We start from the raw sequence: 14,495 nt of genomic DNA, 5'->3' as shown, positions 1-14,495 counted from the left end.
TCTTTTTGACTATCAGTCCGTACTCACAAGCACCCACACGAATTGCTTGATTCGATTTGTTAAAGAGCGGTTGGTTAAGAGCGTTTCGTCTCAACCGAGGCGCGCATTCTACGCTTTCCTCATTTGCTGTCAAGCGTTTATTTTGAAGTTTTTTGCGAGAAACTCGTTTGGCTTCAAACACTTGACTCGCTGCGATCTCTCGTAGCGGGAGGCGAATCATACAGCGTTTAGAAGCGCTGTCAACCATCATCTCAACCGCATTCGATCATTTGATCGTAGCCCTTACAGCGCCTTCCGAATCGGTTAACTCATTGAATTTCAAGGAGTTTGTCGTTCCGTTGTCGCTGGAAGTGGGGCGCATTATAAGGGGATTCGAGAGGGCGTCAACCTTTAATTCAAATAAACTTTCAGGGCGCTTAAAAAGCAAAGCGGGGAGGCCTGGCGGCCTCCCCGCTATATAGCTAGACCAGCATTCCCTACAACACGCCAGCGCTGCGCAGCTGGCGCACTTCTTCCGCTCCTAGCCCTAACACCTCTTCAAGCACGACCTCGGTATGCTCACCCAACATAGGCGGCGCCAGCCGATACTCGACAGGCGTTGCCGACAAACGTATCGGGCTCGCCACCTGCGGCACACTGCCCGCCAACGCATGCGGGATACTTACCGCCAGCCCGCGAGCCAGCACTTGGGGGTCGCGGAACACCTGGGCAAGATCATTGATTGGCCCACACGGCACACCCGCTGCCTCCAGCTGGCTCACCCATTCGGCCGTGGTCTTGAACACGGTGGCCTGGCGAATCAATGGAATCAGCTCAGCCCGGTTGGCCACACGCAGCTTGTTGGTGGCAAAGCGAGGGTCAGTCGCCCATTGAGGCTGCCCGGCCACCTCGGCGAACTTGCGGAACTGGCTGTCGTTCCCCACGGTAAGAATGAAATCGCCATCCGCCGTCGGAAAATCCTGATAAGGCACGATGTTGGGGTGCGCATTGCCCAGGCGACGGGGCGCCGTGCCCGTGGTCAGGTAGTTCATTGCCTGGTTCGCCAGGCAAGCCACCTGCACATCCAGCAGCGCCATGTCGACGTGCTGACCGACCCCAGTCTGGTCACGGTGGGCGAGGGCAGCCAACATAGCCACCGTTGAGTACAGCCCGGTCAGAATGTCGGTAAGGGCGACACCCACCTTGACCGGGCCTGCGCCTTCCTCACCTTCCGGGCGCCCCGTCAGGCTCATCAGCCCACCCAGCCCCTGGATCATGAAGTCATAGCCAGCGCGCCGGGCATAAGGCCCGGTCTGCCCGAAACCGGTGATGGAGCAATAGATAAGCCGCGGATTGTCGGCCTTGAGGCTCTGGTAATCCAGCCCATAGGCCGCCAGCCCACCCACCTTGAAGTTCTCGATGACGATATCGCACTTCGCCGCCAGCTCACGCACCAGGCGCTGGCCCTCTGGCCGCGTGAAATCGATCGTCACCGACCGCTTGTTGCGGTTGGCCGACAGATAATAAGCCGCCTCGCTCGTGTTCTCGCCATTGGCACCTTTAAGGAAGGGCGGCCCCCAGGCGCGGGTATCGTCCCCACTGCCCGGCCGCTCGACCTTGATCACGTCAGCCCCCAGGTCGGCGAGGATCTGGCCAGACCACGGACCGGCCAACACGCGCGACAGGTCCAACACCCGCAGATGTGATAACGCGCCCATGGACTGGCTCCTTATCAATAGAAAGCCTGGATACCGGTTTGCGCGCGGCCCAGGATAAGCGCATGCACGTCGTGCGTACCTTCATAGGTGTTGACCACCTCCAGGTTGACCAGATGACGGGCGACACCGAACTCGTCGGAAATCCCGTTACCACCAAGCATGTCGCGCGCCATGCGTGCGATATCCAGCGCCTTGCCGCAGGAGTTGCGCTTCATGATCGAGGTAATTTCCACCGCCGCGGTGCCCTCGTCCTTCATGCGCCCAAGGCGCAGGCAGCCTTGCAGCGCCAGCGTAATCTCGGTCTGCATATCCGCCAGCTTTTTCTGGATCAGCTGGTTTGCAGCAAGTGGGCGACCGAACTGCTGACGGTCCAGCGTGTATTGGCGGGCGGTGTGCCAGCAGGCCTCTGCAGCACCCAGCGCCCCCCAGGAAATGCCGTAACGGGCCGAATTCAGGCAAGTGAACGGACCTTTGAGGCCACGTACATCGGGGAAGATGTTCTCTTCCGGCACAAACACGTTATCCATGACGATCTCGCCAGTGATCGACGCGCGCAAACCGACCTTGCCATGAATTGCAGGCGCACTCAGGCCCTGCCAGCCCTTTTCCAGGACGAAGCCACGGATATCACCAGCGTCATCCTTGGCCCAGACCACGAATACGTCAGCGATCGGGCTGTTGGTGATCCACATTTTGCTGCCGCTCAGGCGATAACCGCCCTCGACCTTCTTGGCCCGGGTAATCATCGAGCCCGGGTCAGAGCCATGGTTAGGCTCGGTCAAACCGAAGCAACCGATCCATTCCCCACTCGCCAGCTTGGGCAAGTACTTCTGTTTCTGGGCTTCGGTACCGAATTCGTTGATCGGCACCATCACCAGCGAAGACTGAACGCTCATCATCGAACGATAGCCGGAGTCGATACGCTCCACTTCGCGAGCAATCAGCCCATAGCACACATAGTTCAAGCCACTGCCGCCGTATTGCTCGGGGATGGTCGCACCCAGCAGGCCCACTTCCCCCATTTCGCGAAAAATCGCCGGGTCGGTCTGCTCATGACGAAACGCCTCGAGTACACGCGGGGCCAGCTTGCCCTGGGCGAACTGATACGCACTGTCACGCACCATGCGCTCTTCTTCAGTGAGCTGCTGATCCAGCAGCAGTGGATCGATCCAGTTGAAGCTTGCTTTACCAGCCATGAGCGGAATCCTCGAGAAGGGGGCGGAGTTTTTATGTGCCTTTGAGCCTAGGACTGATTGCCCGCTGATACAAACGAGGATTGCGCACCATATAGTGATATTTTGTCACTTCGAAAATCAGAACCCCGCCACATTTGCGGCCTTACGAGTGAGGTTGACGTACATGCGACGCAAGATCCCCAGCACCACTGCATTGGTTTGCTTCGAGGCCGCTGCGCGTCACCAGAGCTTCACCAAGGCCGCCCAGGAGCTTTCCTTGACCCAGGGCGCCGTCTGCAGACAGATTGCCAGCCTGGAAACGTTCCTTAACGTAGAGTTGTTCCGCCGCTCGCGCCGTGGTGTGAAGCTGACCGAGGCGGGCCTGTCGTACAGCCGCCAGGTTGCCGCGCAACTGGACGCGGTGGAGCGCGACACCTTGTCAGTGATGCGACAGCAGGGCGCCAGCGTGATCGAACTGGCAGTAGTACCGACATTCGGTACCCAATGGCTGCTACCGCGCCTCAAAGACTTCCAGCAGCGCCACCCGGAAGTCACCGTGAACCTCACCAACCGCACCCGGCCATTTCTGTTCGCGGACACAACATTCGATGCCGCCATCTATTTTGGTGATGGCGACTGGTCTGGCACACAGTCGCAGCGGCTGATGGGGGAAAACCCGTTACCCGTATGCAGCCCGGCACTGCTGGGCGGGCAAGGCACGCTCGAAGCACGGCACATCGCTGAGCTGCCACTGTTGCAGCAGAGCACGCGGCCGTACGCGTGGCGGCAATGGTTTGCCAGCGTGGCCATAAATGTGGAACGTGACATGACCGGCCCACGCTATGAGCTGTTTTCGATGCTTGCCCAAGCGGCCATGCACGAGATGGGCGTCGCGCTGATACCGCCGTTTCTGATCCAGCGCGAGTTGCAGGAGGGTAGGCTGGTAGTCGCTAACAGACACGTCCTGACTAGCGACAAGGCCTACTATCTGATGATTCCAGAACGCAAGGTGGAGTCCGCATCACTGCGCGCATTCCGTGACTGGCTGGTGAGCCAAGCGCAGGCATATGCCCAGGAACGGGACAACCTGACCCCGTAGTCAATTATTTTTAACACCTACAGATATATGTATTTGTCGCATATTCGTAAACTGTTACGTACGCACAAAAATACCCGCTAACCGTCCTGACTACGGGGCTTTGCGGGTTATTTTGCGACATCGAACAAGCCATCAGCGAACTGGCCAAAATTTTTTTGTTTTTTTCTCCTAATCTGGCAAGAGCCCGTAGTTGATGGGCTGCGACCTTATGCGTGCGACAAGCGGTCACAGGGTGACTTGTAGTTTTAACTTCGTTTCGCTCCAGAACCGGTTGAAGCCCTATGGGTTCGTCTGCAAAATGCTTCGCCCGCCCAGGATCCGGCGGGATGGCGCTCCACAGCCACCCAGCACACCATTCGCAGTGCGCTGGCTTTGACAAAAACAAAGGTCACCGCAGGAGAAATAGTCGTGCACATTGGTGTTCCTCTCGAGACGCAGACCGGTGAGACAAGGGTCGCTGCGACCCCCGAAACCATCAAGAAACTGATTGGCCAGGGCCATCAGGTCACCGTTCAACGGGGGGCAGGGCTCAACGCCGCCATTCCGGACAGTGCCTATGAGGCCGTGGGTGCTTCCCTGGGGACCGCAGCCGATGCATACGGCGCCCAACTGGTCCTGAAGGTGGTCGCGCCCAACGACCAGGAACTGGCCCTGATCAACAGCGGCAGCCTGCTGGTAGGTATGCTCAACCCCTTCAACAGCGAACTGATCGGCAAGATGGCCGAACGCGGGATCACCGCCTTCGCGCTGGAGGCCGCGCCCCGCACGTCAAGGGCGCAGAGCCTGGACGTGCTGTCGTCACAGGCGAACATCGCCGGTTACAAGGCCGTGCTGCTGGCTGCCCATCACTACCCACGCTTCATGCCCATGCTGATGACCGCCGCCGGTACGGTCAAAGCCGCCCGGGTACTGATCCTGGGTGCGGGCGTTGCCGGCCTGCAGGCCATCGCCACGGCCAAGCGCCTGGGCGCAGTGATCGAGGCGTCCGACGTACGCCCGGCGGTGAAGGAGCAGATCGAGTCGCTGGGCGCCAAGTTCATCGACGTCCCCTACGAGACCGACGAAGAACGGGCGTGCGCCGAAGGCGTCGGCGGCTATGCCCGGCCGATGCCAGCCAGTTGGATGCAACGCCAGGCCCAGGCCGTGCACGAGCGCGCCAAGCAGGCGGATATCGTCATCACCACCGCATTGATCCCTGGCCGCAAGGCGCCAACCCTGCTCAGTGCCGAAACAGTGGCCCAGATGAAGCCTGGCTCGGTCGTCATCGACCTGGCCGCGGCCCAAGGCGGCAACTGCCCGCTGACCGTGGCGGACCAGGTCGTTCAGGCACATGGCGTGACCATCGTCGGCCCTACCAACCTGCCGGCCCAGGTCGGCGCCGATGCCTCGGCGCTGTATGCGCGCAACCTGCTGGACTTCATGAAGCTGCTGTTCGACAAGGACGGCGCACTGACCATCAACCTCGAAGACGACATCGTCGCGGCCTGCCTGATGTGCCGCGATGGCCAGGTCGTCCGCAAGAACGGCTAAGGAGCACGACAATGGAAGACATGCTGATTTCCCACGGCATCTACAACCTGATCATCTTCGTGCTGGCCATTTATGTGGGCTACCACGTGGTGTGGAACGTCACCCCGGCGCTGCACACCCCACTCATGGCGGTCACCAATGCCATCTCGGCGATCGTCATCGTCGGTGCCATGCTGGCCGCCGCCCTGACCGTGACCCCTGCCGGCAAACTGATGGGCACCCTGGCGGTGGCCCTGGCCGCAGTCAATGTGTTCGGTGGCTTCCTGGTCACCCGCCGCATGCTGGAAATGTTCAAGAAGAAAACCAAGAACGAGGCGCAGAAGTAAGCATGAGCATGAATCTGGTAACGCTCCTCTACCTCGTCGCCTCGGTGTGCTTCATCCAGGCGCTCAAGGGGCTGTCGCACCCGACCACCTCGCGGCGCGGCAACCTGTTCGGCATGATCGGCATGGGCATCGCCATCCTCACTACGGTTGGCCTCATCTACAAGCTCGCGGCGCTCTCCATCGGCAACGGTGGGGCTACGACCGGCATCGGTTACGTACTGGTCGGCCTGCTGGTGGGTGGTACCGCCGGTTCGATCATGGCCAAGCGGGTCGAGATGACCAAGATGCCCGAGCTGGTCGCCTTCATGCACAGCATGATCGGCCTGGCTGCGGTGTTCATCGCCATCGCCGCAGTGCTCGAACCGCAGTCGATGGGCATCGTTGCAGCCATCAGCGACCCGATCCCTACCGGTAACCGCCTGGAACTGTTCCTCGGCGCAGCCATTGGTGCCATTACCTTCTCTGGCTCGGTGATCGCTTTCGGCAAGCTGTCGGGCAAATACAAATTCCGCCTCTTCCAGGGCGCACCCGTACAGTTCGCCGGTCAGCACAAGCTCAATCTGATCCTGGGCCTGACCACCATCGCCTTGGGCCTGCTGTTCACGTTCACCGGCCATTACAGTGCCTTCACCCTGATGCTGGCCTTGGCCTTTGTCATGGGTGTGCTGATCATCATTCCGATTGGCGGCGCCGACATGCCGGTGGTTGTTTCAATGCTCAACAGCTACTCGGGTTGGGCAGCTGCGGGTATCGGCTTCTCGCTGAACAACTCGATGCTGAGCATCGCGGGCTCGTTGGTGGGCTCTTCTGGCGCCATCCTTTCGTACATCATGTGCAAGGCGATGAACCGTTCGTTCTTCAACGTCATCCTCGGCGGCTTTGGTGGCGATACCGACGCGGGGGCGGCGCAAGGCTCGCAAGAGCAGCGCCCGGTCAAGTCCGGCTCGGCTGACGATGCCACCTTCCTGTTGAGCAACGCCGACAGCGTGATCATCGTTCCGGGCTATGGCCTGGCGGTGGCCCGTGCCCAGCATGCACTCAAGGAACTGACCGAAAAGCTGACCCACAACGGTGTGACCGTGAAGTACGCGATTCACCCGGTTGCGGGGCGTATGCCTGGGCACATGAACGTGCTGCTGGCCGAAGCCGAAGTCCCATACGACCAGGTCTTCGAGATGGAAGACATCAACGCCGAGTTTGGCCAGGCCGACGTGGTACTCGTGCTGGGCGCCAACGACGTGGTCAACCCGGCGGCAAAAAACGACCCCAAGTCGCCCATTGCCGGCATGCCGATTCTCGAAGCGTTCAAGGCCAAGACCATCATTGTCAACAAGCGCTCGATGGCCAGTGGCTACGCCGGCCTGGATAACGAACTGTTCTACCTGGACAAAACCATGATGGTATTCGGTGACGCCAAGAAGGTCATCGAAGACATGGTCAAGGCAGTGGAATAGAACACGGCAGCAAACCCGCCGATATAAAGAAAGCCCCGGTAAGCATCTACCGGGGCTTTCTTTTTGTTGATCCGGATCAACGGCTCTACCGAGAGGCTTCTCATACGACCATGGTCGTGGGACGGCAATGGGCGAAATCTCTAGACTGCGCTGCAGTAGTTTCAGCAGCCCGAGATAACAATCCATGTACCGTGACCGTATCCGCTTGTCCTCTCTGCACAGCAAGGTAATGAGTGCGGCTGATGCCGCTGGTCTGATCGAGGACGGCATGACTGTCGGCATGAGCGGCTTTACCCGCGCCGGTGAGGCCAAGGCCGTCCCGCATGCACTGGCCGAACGTGCCAAACAGTCGCCACTGAAGATCAGCCTGATGACCGGCGCCAGCCTGGGCAACGACCTGGACAAGCAACTGACCGAGGCCGGTGTATTGGCCCGCCGCATGCCTTTCCAGGTAGACAGCACCCTGCGCAAGGCCATCAACGACGGCAAGGTGATGTTCATCGACCAGCACCTGTCGGAAACCGTCGAACAACTGCGCAACCAGCAATTGAAGCTGCCGGACATCGCGGTCATCGAAGCCGTGGCCATCACTGAGCAGGGCCACATCGTACCTACTACATCGGTGGGTAACTCGGCCAGTTTCGCCATCTTCGCCAAGCAGGTGATTGTCGAGATCAACCTCTCGCACAACACCAACCTCGAAGGTTTGCACGACATCTATATCCCCACCTATCGCCCGACCCGCACGCCCATTCCGCTGGTCAAGGTCGACGATCGTATCGGCAGCACCGCCATCCCGATCGACCCGGCGAAGATCGTGGGTATCGTCATCAGCGACCAACCGGACTCGCCATCTACCGTGTTGCCGCCAGATGACGAAACCCAGGGTATCGCCAACCACCTGATCAACTTCCTGAAGAAGGAAGTGGAAGCTGGCCGCATGACCAACAAGCTCGGCCCACTGCAGGCCGGCATCGGTAGCATTGCCAACGCCGTGATGTGCGGCTTGATCGAGTCGCCCTTCGAAGACCTGACCATGTACTCCGAAGTGCTGCAGGACTCGACCTTCGACCTGATCGACGCCGGCAAGCTGCGCTTTGCATCGGGCAGCTCCATCACCCTGTCGACCCGCCGCAATGCCGATGTATTCGGTAACCTCGAACGCTACAAGGACAAGCTCGTACTGCGCCCGCAGGAAATCTCCAACCATCCGGAGGTCGTGCGGCGCTTGGGCATCATCGGTATCAATACCGCGCTGGAGTTCGACATCTACGGCAACGTCAATTCCACCCACGTATGTGGCACCAGGATGATGAACGGCATCGGTGGCTCGGGTGACTTCGCCCGTAACGCCCACCTTGCCGTATTCGTTACCAAGTCGATTGCCAAAGGCGGTGCAATTTCCAGTGTGGTGCCAATGGTCAGCCATGTGGACCATACCGAACACGACGTGGACATCCTGGTCACCGAACAAGGTTTGGCCGACCTGCGTGGCCTGGCCCCGCGCGAGCGGGCACGCGTGATCATCGACAACTGTGTGCACCCAGATTACCGCGCGGCACTGAACGATTACTTCGAGCGGGCTTGCCAACGTGGCGGCCATACGCCACATATCCTGCGCGAAGCGCTGAGCTGGCACGAGAACCTGGAAGAAACCGGCCGCATGCAAGCGAGCTGATCCAGCGGCGGCCTGGAACAGCAGCCCCGCTTCTGCTGTTCCAGCCCATTCGCGTTTCACGTCCGACACAAGAATATCCAGAACTGTACTACTGTACCTGTCCTAGGCTTCTTTCAAGCCTGCAGAACATCGCCACACACCAAAAATGCACCATGAAGATGCAGACCAGTACAGTTGCGCCTGTTTCGAGTGCAACAGTAGGGTTACACAGTTAACTGAGCCATCGTCTTTCGCATGAACTGTATCTACTGTTCTGGACAAGAGAGGAGGATCATTGGCATCAGTTAAATCACTACCTAATCCCGCCATAAGCGGAAGGATGAAGCATCATGGAACGTACCCTCAGTTCCGGTCTGGTTTTTGAAAGCAACGCCCAGCAATCCAACGCATCGCTGCCGCTGCGCGCACTGTCCACTCTGCTGCTGTGGCAGCGCCGCATGGCAAGCCGCCGTCAACTGGCTCGCCTGGACGCTCGCCTGCTGGCCGACGCTGGCATCAGCGAGTCGCAGCGTTACGAAGAGCTGAGCAAGCCTTTCTGGCGCTAAGCACCGGCTTGCCGGCTTCGGCCGGCACCGCGAATTCCTGAAACCCGTTGCAGGCAACTGCGACGGGTTTTTTGTTTGTGGCATGCAGAGGTCAGCGTCAAGCGCTGAACAGGTACAGTTTGTGTATTACAAACCCTAACCGATACAGTTTCACGGCCCGTTCTTCGTTAACATCTGGAAACACCCGCGCGTGATACGCTTAGCTTGGCAGTCTGGTAGAAACCACTGTCATAAGTACCGCGACCAGCAATGCGAGCGTCCGATAAGCAGAACCACCCGACCCGAGTTCAGGAGTGCACGAAATGTCCCGTAAATATCTGATTGGCGCCGCTCTTATGCTGAGCCTGGCTGGCACCGCAAACGCCACCAGTTTCGTCGTCACCACTGACGCTGTAGTAGGGGCAGTAGCTGCGTCCACCGACGCCACCTCGGATGTTTCTTCGTCGTTCCGTGACGATAAAATCGTCCAGGCCGCCCGTGACGACGCTGCCAGCTTCGTAGGCAGCCAAGGCGATATCCGCGGTGCCAAGCTGGAAAGCGCGTTCCTGCACATCCGCGCACAAATGCCAAGCCTGCAAGCCAGCGACGCCGAACTGGCCCAGGCCATTCTGGCAATCTAAGCGCCGGCAAGCGCCCAGGCTGTGCCGGGGGCCCCCGTACAGCCACGCCAGCCCTCGCCACCCTTACTTCCAGTTGTCGTAGAGCCCATGCGTTATCTGTTGCCGCTGCTGTTTTCCCTTGCCGGCATGGCCAGCGCCCATGCCATGGACACCACTACCCAAGGCCTGGTGATCTCGGCCTACGCCACCAGCCAGGTCACCACTGCACCCTTTGATCGCAAATTGGTGCGTGAGGCCCGTGACGATGCCGCGGTATTCGTCGCCACCCATGGCCAGATCCGCGGTGCTCGGCTGGAAGCCGCCCTGGAATCATTACGCCATAATTGCGCACGGCAGGGCGTTGGCGATCTGGAACTGGCGCAAGCAATTCTCGTCCAATGACTACATCTGACTCCCTGTAATTTTTCGGAGATGCTCCATGCGTAAACCGCTGATTGCCGCTACCCTCGGCATGCTGCTGCTGGCTGACCTGGCCCAGGCACAGACCCTGGTGGCCACCAGCAACATCATCGTGCGTGCCTTTGGCCGCTCGATCGACTTCACCTCGGACACCACCACTTCGATCCGCGACTCGAAAGTGGTACGCGAAGCCCACGACGACGCAGCCAGCTTCGTGGCCAGCAACGGGGACATCCGTGGCGCGCAGCTCGAAGCTGCCCTCACCACCCTGCGCGAGCGCGTTCCGGAAGCACGCGGCGCCAGCGACCAGGTATTGGCCGAAGCCATCCTCGCACTGTGAAGCCCGTGCGTGCCTGGCTGCTCGGCTGCGCCCTGACGCTGCTCGGCACGCCCGCCCTGGCCGGCCTGCAGCTCGAGCTGCAGTCGTCCGGCCTCGACCCACAGCAGACCCAAGCCAGCCAGGCCCTGCTTGACGAGGCCATGGCCAAGCTGCCCCCGCGCTTCAAGCAGCAACTCGACCGCCGCGTGCAGGTCAGCTGGAGCGACAACATGCCAGCCGACGCCTATGGGCAGGCCACACTGGTGTCCACGCTTCAGCTCAACCGTCGCCTGCTGCCCGGGCTCACCGATGGCAGTGCCGCCATTGAGCGCACCAACCGCCCTCATGGCACCGTGCGACAAGAGCTACTGGCCACTGTCCTGCACGAGCTCAGCCATATCTACGACCGTGCGCGCCTATGGCCCAGCCGTGAAAGATCGCTGATTGCCCGCTGTAAACGCCAACAGGGCACCGTGGGCAAAATCGGCCTGCCTGAGGAATGCCGCGGCCAGGCTGAGCGCCGCTTCACCCTGAGCGATGACCCGCGCCTGCTTGACCTGGCCGGCTGGCCGCAATACGTGGGCCGCCGGGGTGAGCGTGAGCAGCATAACGGCCAGTTCGTGCGCAGCCCCGACAGCTATGAACTCAGCAGCCCCAAGGAATACCTCGCGGTGAACATGGAGTACTTCCTCCTGGACCCGAGCTACGGTTGCCGCCGCCCGGCGCTCAACCAGTACCTGCATGAGCATTTCGGCTGGGCACCGCCACAGAACACTTGCGCCAGGGGCTTGCCATTCATCAATGCCGGTAGCGACTTCGCCCGCCAGCCACTGGGCGAAATCGACCCCGAACGGGTTTATGAAGTGGACTACCTGCTGGCCGAAGCCAACCAGAACCTGGTCAGCCGCTGGGGCCACAGCATGCTGCGCCTGGTCATCTGCAGACCCGGCCGCCCCCGCGGGCCAGACTGCCGCCTCGACCTGGACCAGAGCCTGGTGCTGTCATACCGCGCGTTCGTCAACGATGTGCAGCTATCGAGCTGGGACGGCCTGGTCGGCGTCTATCCATCGCGCCTGTTCGTGCTGCCGCTGGGCCAGGTCATCGACGAATACACCAAGACAGAGCTGCGCAGCCTGGCCTCGGTGCCCTTGAAGCTGAACCGCGAAGAGATTGAAAACCTGGTGCGCCAGGCTGCCGAAATGCACTGGAGCTACGACGGCAACTACTGGTTCCTGTCCAACAACTGTGCCGTAGAGTCATTGAAGTTGCTGCGCAGCGGCACCGCCAACCCGCAATTGAATGACCTGGACAGCATCATGCCCAACGGTTTGCTGGCCGTGCTCAAGGGCAGGGGGCTGGCCGACACGAGCGTGCTCGACAACCCCCGCGAGGCGCTGCGCCTGGGCTACCGCTTCGACTCCTACCGCGAGCGGTACCAGGCCATGTTCGAGGTGCTGCGCAAGCAATTGCCGATCAAGCAGCAACTGGTAGAAGACTGGCTGGCCTTGAGCGCCGAGCAACGTCGCCCCTGGTTCGCCCAGGCCGACCTGCGCACCAGCGCTGCGCTGCTGCTGCTGGAGCAGGCCAGCCTGCGCCGACAACTGTTGCTGGCCCAGGACGAGGTCAAGCAGCGCTACCTGAATGCCGCAGCGTTGAAAGATGGCAGCGTCAACAAGGCCGATGCCACCCTCAAGCAAATGCTTGCCAACAGCGGCTTCCTCAGCCGCCCGGCAGAATTGCTCGACAGCAAAGGCTATGGACTGCCGCAGCCCGAAGAACGCGAACACCTGGAGCGGGAGAGCAAGGAACGGCAGGCCCGGTTGCTGCGCCTGAGTACCAACCTGGACAAGGAGGTGAGGGCGCTGCTGGCCCCTTCGCGGGCCAGGGAAATTTCTGCGGTCGAGGCCAATGTGAAGCAGATAGGCGAGCATTTGCGGGCACTGCACAAGGCTGCAGGTGGCCTGCAGTTGTAATTGCGCCTATCCGCGGCGAGCCGGCTTCCACCCTATTGGAGCTGGCTTGCCCGCAGCAATGGCAGCCACCCTCGGTCACATGCTGCATCATCTACCTCTCGTCGCCTTTGCTTCAGCGAAAGCTGGCTGAAAGCTTGTGCTCATAGGATAGCGCCACCACCGGCACAAGACCGGTCAGCCAGGGCACCCGGTAACAACCGCGCCCGGCCCAATCAACAACAACAATGGTGATCCTGATGTATTCCTGTGCCCGCCTTCGCGCAATCCCCCTCCGCATGCTCCCCGTGCAGCGCCAAACGCGCTGACCCGCCCGAATCGACGTTCCTTTCGTAGCGCCACGCCTGGAGTATTGCCATGCTGACCTTCCTCGGCTTTGCCATGGTCATCACCTTCATGTACCTGATCATGACCAAGCGCCTGTCGGCCTTGATCGCGCTGATCCTGGTACCGATCCTGTTCGCCGTGTTCGGCGGTTTTTCCGCCAAGATCGGCCCGATGATGCTCGAGGGCATCAGCAAGCTCGCACCTACCGGCGTGATGCTGATGTTCGCAATCCTGTATTTCGCCCTGATGATCGACTCCGGCCTGTTCGACCCGGCCGTGCGCAAGATCCTCAAGCTGGTCAAGGGCGACCCGCTGAAAGTCTCGGTGGGTACCGCCGTACTGGCCCTGGTGGTTTCGCTCGACGGTGATGGCGCCACCACTTACATGATTTGCTGCGCCGCCATGCTGCCGATGTACAGCCGCCTGGGGATGAGCCCGCGAATCATGGCCGGCCTGACCATTCTCGCGGGCGGCGTGATGAACATGACCCCTTGGGGCGGCCCGACCGCACGTGCCGCCAGCGCCCTGCACGTGGACCCGTCGGACATTTTCGTGCCGATGATCCCGGCCATGTTGTTCGGCGTACTGGCCATCCTGGCCATTGCCTACCTGTACGGCAAGCGTGAGCGTGCCCGCCTGGGTGAACTGCACCTGCCAACCGATGACACCGACCATAGCGATATCACCGTTTCGCAATTCCCTGAAGCCCGCCGCCCCAAGCTGCTGTACTTCAATGGCGCGCTGACTGCCGCCCTGATGGTCGCGCTGATCGCCGGTATCCTGCCGCTGCCGGTGCTGTTCATGATCGCCTTCAGCATTGCCATGATCGTCAACTACCCCTGCCTGCAACAGCAGAAAGACCGCATCGCCGCCCATGCCGGCAGCGTGCTGGCAGTCACCGGGCTGATCTTCGCCGCGGGCATCTTCACGGGCATTCTGTCTGGCACCGGCATGGTCGATGCCATGTCCAAGAGCCTGCTGGCAGTCATCCCTGAAGCGATGGGCCCCTACATGGCAGTGATCACCGCAATCGTGAGCATGCCGTTCACCTTCTTCATGTCCAACGACGCGTTCTACTACGGGGTTTTGCCAGTGTTGGCCGAGGCCGCCAGCCACTACGGCATCAGCCCGGTTGAAATGGCCCGCGCATCGATCGTCGGCCAGCCGGTACACCTGCTCAGCCCACTGGTACCCTCGACCTACCTGCTGGTAGCCCTGGCCGGTATCGAGTTTGGCGATCACCAGCGCTTCACGCTCAAGTGGGCAGTGCTGGTGTGCCTGTGCATAATGTTCGCCGCGCTGCTGATGGGCATTTTCCCGCTGTTCAGTAGTCTTTAATAAACGCGTATTACCCCA

Annotated in this window: 14 protein-coding genes; 11 read left to right on the top strand and 3 right to left on the bottom strand. The window is 60.6% G+C overall.

All coding sequences use genetic code 11. The features are described 5' to 3' along the window. The 3 genes from GYA94_RS27910 to GYA94_RS11770 all read right to left on the bottom strand — a co-directional run. Positions 1 to 250, bottom strand: a 250-nt coding sequence (locus tag GYA94_RS27910; RefSeq protein WP_218031595.1) for a hypothetical protein, incomplete at its 3' end; no start/stop codon positions are given. A gap of 226 nt (positions 251 to 476) precedes the next feature. After that, on the bottom strand, positions 477 to 1,697 hold the full coding sequence (locus tag GYA94_RS11775) for a CaiB/BaiF CoA transferase family protein (protein WP_054913236.1): 1,221 nt from the start codon (positions 1,695 to 1,697) through the stop codon (positions 477 to 479). 14 nt (positions 1,698 to 1,711) lie between these two features. After that, complete coding sequence (locus tag GYA94_RS11770) at positions 1,712 to 2,893, bottom strand: acyl-CoA dehydrogenase (RefSeq protein WP_054904519.1); 1,182 nt, start codon at positions 2,891 to 2,893, stop codon at positions 1,712 to 1,714. A gap of 163 nt (positions 2,894 to 3,056) precedes the next feature. On the opposite strand from GYA94_RS11770, the gene GYA94_RS11765 reads away from it, so the two are divergent. From GYA94_RS11765 to GYA94_RS11715, 11 genes are all read left to right on the top strand, one after another. Beyond that, on the top strand, positions 3,057 to 3,971 hold the full coding sequence (locus tag GYA94_RS11765) for a LysR family transcriptional regulator (protein WP_161892359.1): 915 nt from the start codon (positions 3,057 to 3,059) through the stop codon (positions 3,969 to 3,971). 408 nt (positions 3,972 to 4,379) lie between these two features. After that, complete coding sequence (locus GYA94_RS11760) at positions 4,380 to 5,501, top strand: Re/Si-specific NAD(P)(+) transhydrogenase subunit alpha (protein WP_009683556.1); 1,122 nt, start codon at positions 4,380 to 4,382, stop codon at positions 5,499 to 5,501. An 11-nt stretch (positions 5,502 to 5,512) separates the two neighbouring features. Next, positions 5,513 to 5,827, top strand: a complete 315-nt coding sequence (locus GYA94_RS11755; RefSeq protein WP_003256966.1) for an NAD(P) transhydrogenase subunit alpha part 2 — start codon at positions 5,513 to 5,515, stop codon at positions 5,825 to 5,827. A gap of 2 nt (positions 5,828 to 5,829) precedes the next feature. Beyond that, entirely contained in the window at positions 5,830 to 7,281 is a 1,452-nt protein-coding gene (locus tag GYA94_RS11750) for an NAD(P)(+) transhydrogenase (Re/Si-specific) subunit beta (RefSeq protein WP_161892358.1), read from the top strand. Positions 7,282 to 7,465: 184 nt separating this feature from the next. Beyond that, on the top strand, positions 7,466 to 8,959 hold the full coding sequence (gene scpC, locus GYA94_RS11745) for a succinyl-CoA:acetate CoA-transferase ScpC (RefSeq protein WP_029885367.1): 1,494 nt from the start codon (positions 7,466 to 7,468) through the stop codon (positions 8,957 to 8,959). A 329-nt stretch (positions 8,960 to 9,288) separates the two neighbouring features. Continuing rightward, positions 9,289 to 9,504, top strand: a complete 216-nt coding sequence (locus GYA94_RS11740) for a DUF1127 domain-containing protein (protein WP_003256968.1) — start codon at positions 9,289 to 9,291, stop codon at positions 9,502 to 9,504. 302 nt (positions 9,505 to 9,806) lie between these two features. Next, a complete protein-coding gene (locus GYA94_RS11735; RefSeq protein WP_054913238.1) occupies positions 9,807 to 10,124 on the top strand; it encodes a DUF2388 domain-containing protein in 318 nt (105 codons plus the stop codon). 87 nt (positions 10,125 to 10,211) lie between these two features. Beyond that, a complete protein-coding gene (locus GYA94_RS11730; RefSeq protein ID WP_009683560.1) occupies positions 10,212 to 10,505 on the top strand; it encodes a DUF2388 domain-containing protein in 294 nt (97 codons plus the stop codon). A gap of 37 nt (positions 10,506 to 10,542) precedes the next feature. Then, complete coding sequence (locus tag GYA94_RS11725) at positions 10,543 to 10,863, top strand: DUF2388 domain-containing protein (protein WP_009683561.1); 321 nt, start codon at positions 10,543 to 10,545, stop codon at positions 10,861 to 10,863. Next, positions 10,860 to 12,815 (top strand): DUF7844 domain-containing protein, encoded by a 1,956-nt coding sequence (locus GYA94_RS11720; protein ID WP_161892357.1) that lies wholly within the window; start codon positions 10,860 to 10,862, stop codon positions 12,813 to 12,815. The genes GYA94_RS11725 and GYA94_RS11720 overlap by 4 nt, the downstream gene beginning before the upstream one ends. Positions 12,816 to 13,169: 354 nt before the next feature. After that, positions 13,170 to 14,477: a CitMHS family transporter gene (locus GYA94_RS11715; protein WP_009683564.1), complete on the top strand. Its 1,308-nt coding sequence runs from the start codon at positions 13,170 to 13,172 to the stop codon at positions 14,475 to 14,477. Positions 14,478 to 14,495: the final 18 nt, after the last annotated feature.

Origin of the sequence: Pseudomonas juntendi (genome assembly GCF_009932375.1) — a bacterium.
In the GTDB taxonomy this organism is placed as follows: domain Bacteria; phylum Pseudomonadota; class Gammaproteobacteria; order Pseudomonadales; family Pseudomonadaceae; genus Aquipseudomonas; species Aquipseudomonas juntendi.
This window is presented reverse-complemented; position numbering and strand designations above follow the sequence as displayed.

Bases quoted from the DNA above. Each gene is read 5' to 3' on its own strand.
- GYA94_RS11775 (WP_054913236.1), bottom strand. From the start codon at position 1,697: ATGGGCGCGTTATCACATCTGCGGGTGTTGGACCTGTCGCGCGTGTTG.
- GYA94_RS11770 (WP_054904519.1), bottom strand. From the start codon at position 2,893: ATGGCTGGTAAAGCAAGCTTCAACTGGATCGATCCACTGCTGCTGGAT.
- GYA94_RS11765 (WP_161892359.1), top strand. From the start codon at position 3,057: ATGCGACGCAAGATCCCCAGCACCACTGCATTGGTTTGCTTCGAGGCC.
- GYA94_RS11755 (WP_003256966.1), top strand. From the start codon at position 5,513: ATGGAAGACATGCTGATTTCCCACGGCATCTACAACCTGATCATCTTC.
- GYA94_RS11750 (WP_161892358.1), top strand. From the start codon at position 5,830: ATGAGCATGAATCTGGTAACGCTCCTCTACCTCGTCGCCTCGGTGTGC.
- scpC (WP_029885367.1), top strand. From the start codon at position 7,466: ATGTACCGTGACCGTATCCGCTTGTCCTCTCTGCACAGCAAGGTAATG.
- GYA94_RS11740 (WP_003256968.1), top strand. From the start codon at position 9,289: ATGGAACGTACCCTCAGTTCCGGTCTGGTTTTTGAAAGCAACGCCCAG.
- GYA94_RS11735 (WP_054913238.1), top strand. From the start codon at position 9,807: ATGTCCCGTAAATATCTGATTGGCGCCGCTCTTATGCTGAGCCTGGCT.
- GYA94_RS11730 (WP_009683560.1), top strand. From the start codon at position 10,212: ATGCGTTATCTGTTGCCGCTGCTGTTTTCCCTTGCCGGCATGGCCAGC.
- GYA94_RS11725 (WP_009683561.1), top strand. From the start codon at position 10,543: ATGCGTAAACCGCTGATTGCCGCTACCCTCGGCATGCTGCTGCTGGCT.
- GYA94_RS11715 (WP_009683564.1), top strand. From the start codon at position 13,170: ATGCTGACCTTCCTCGGCTTTGCCATGGTCATCACCTTCATGTACCTG.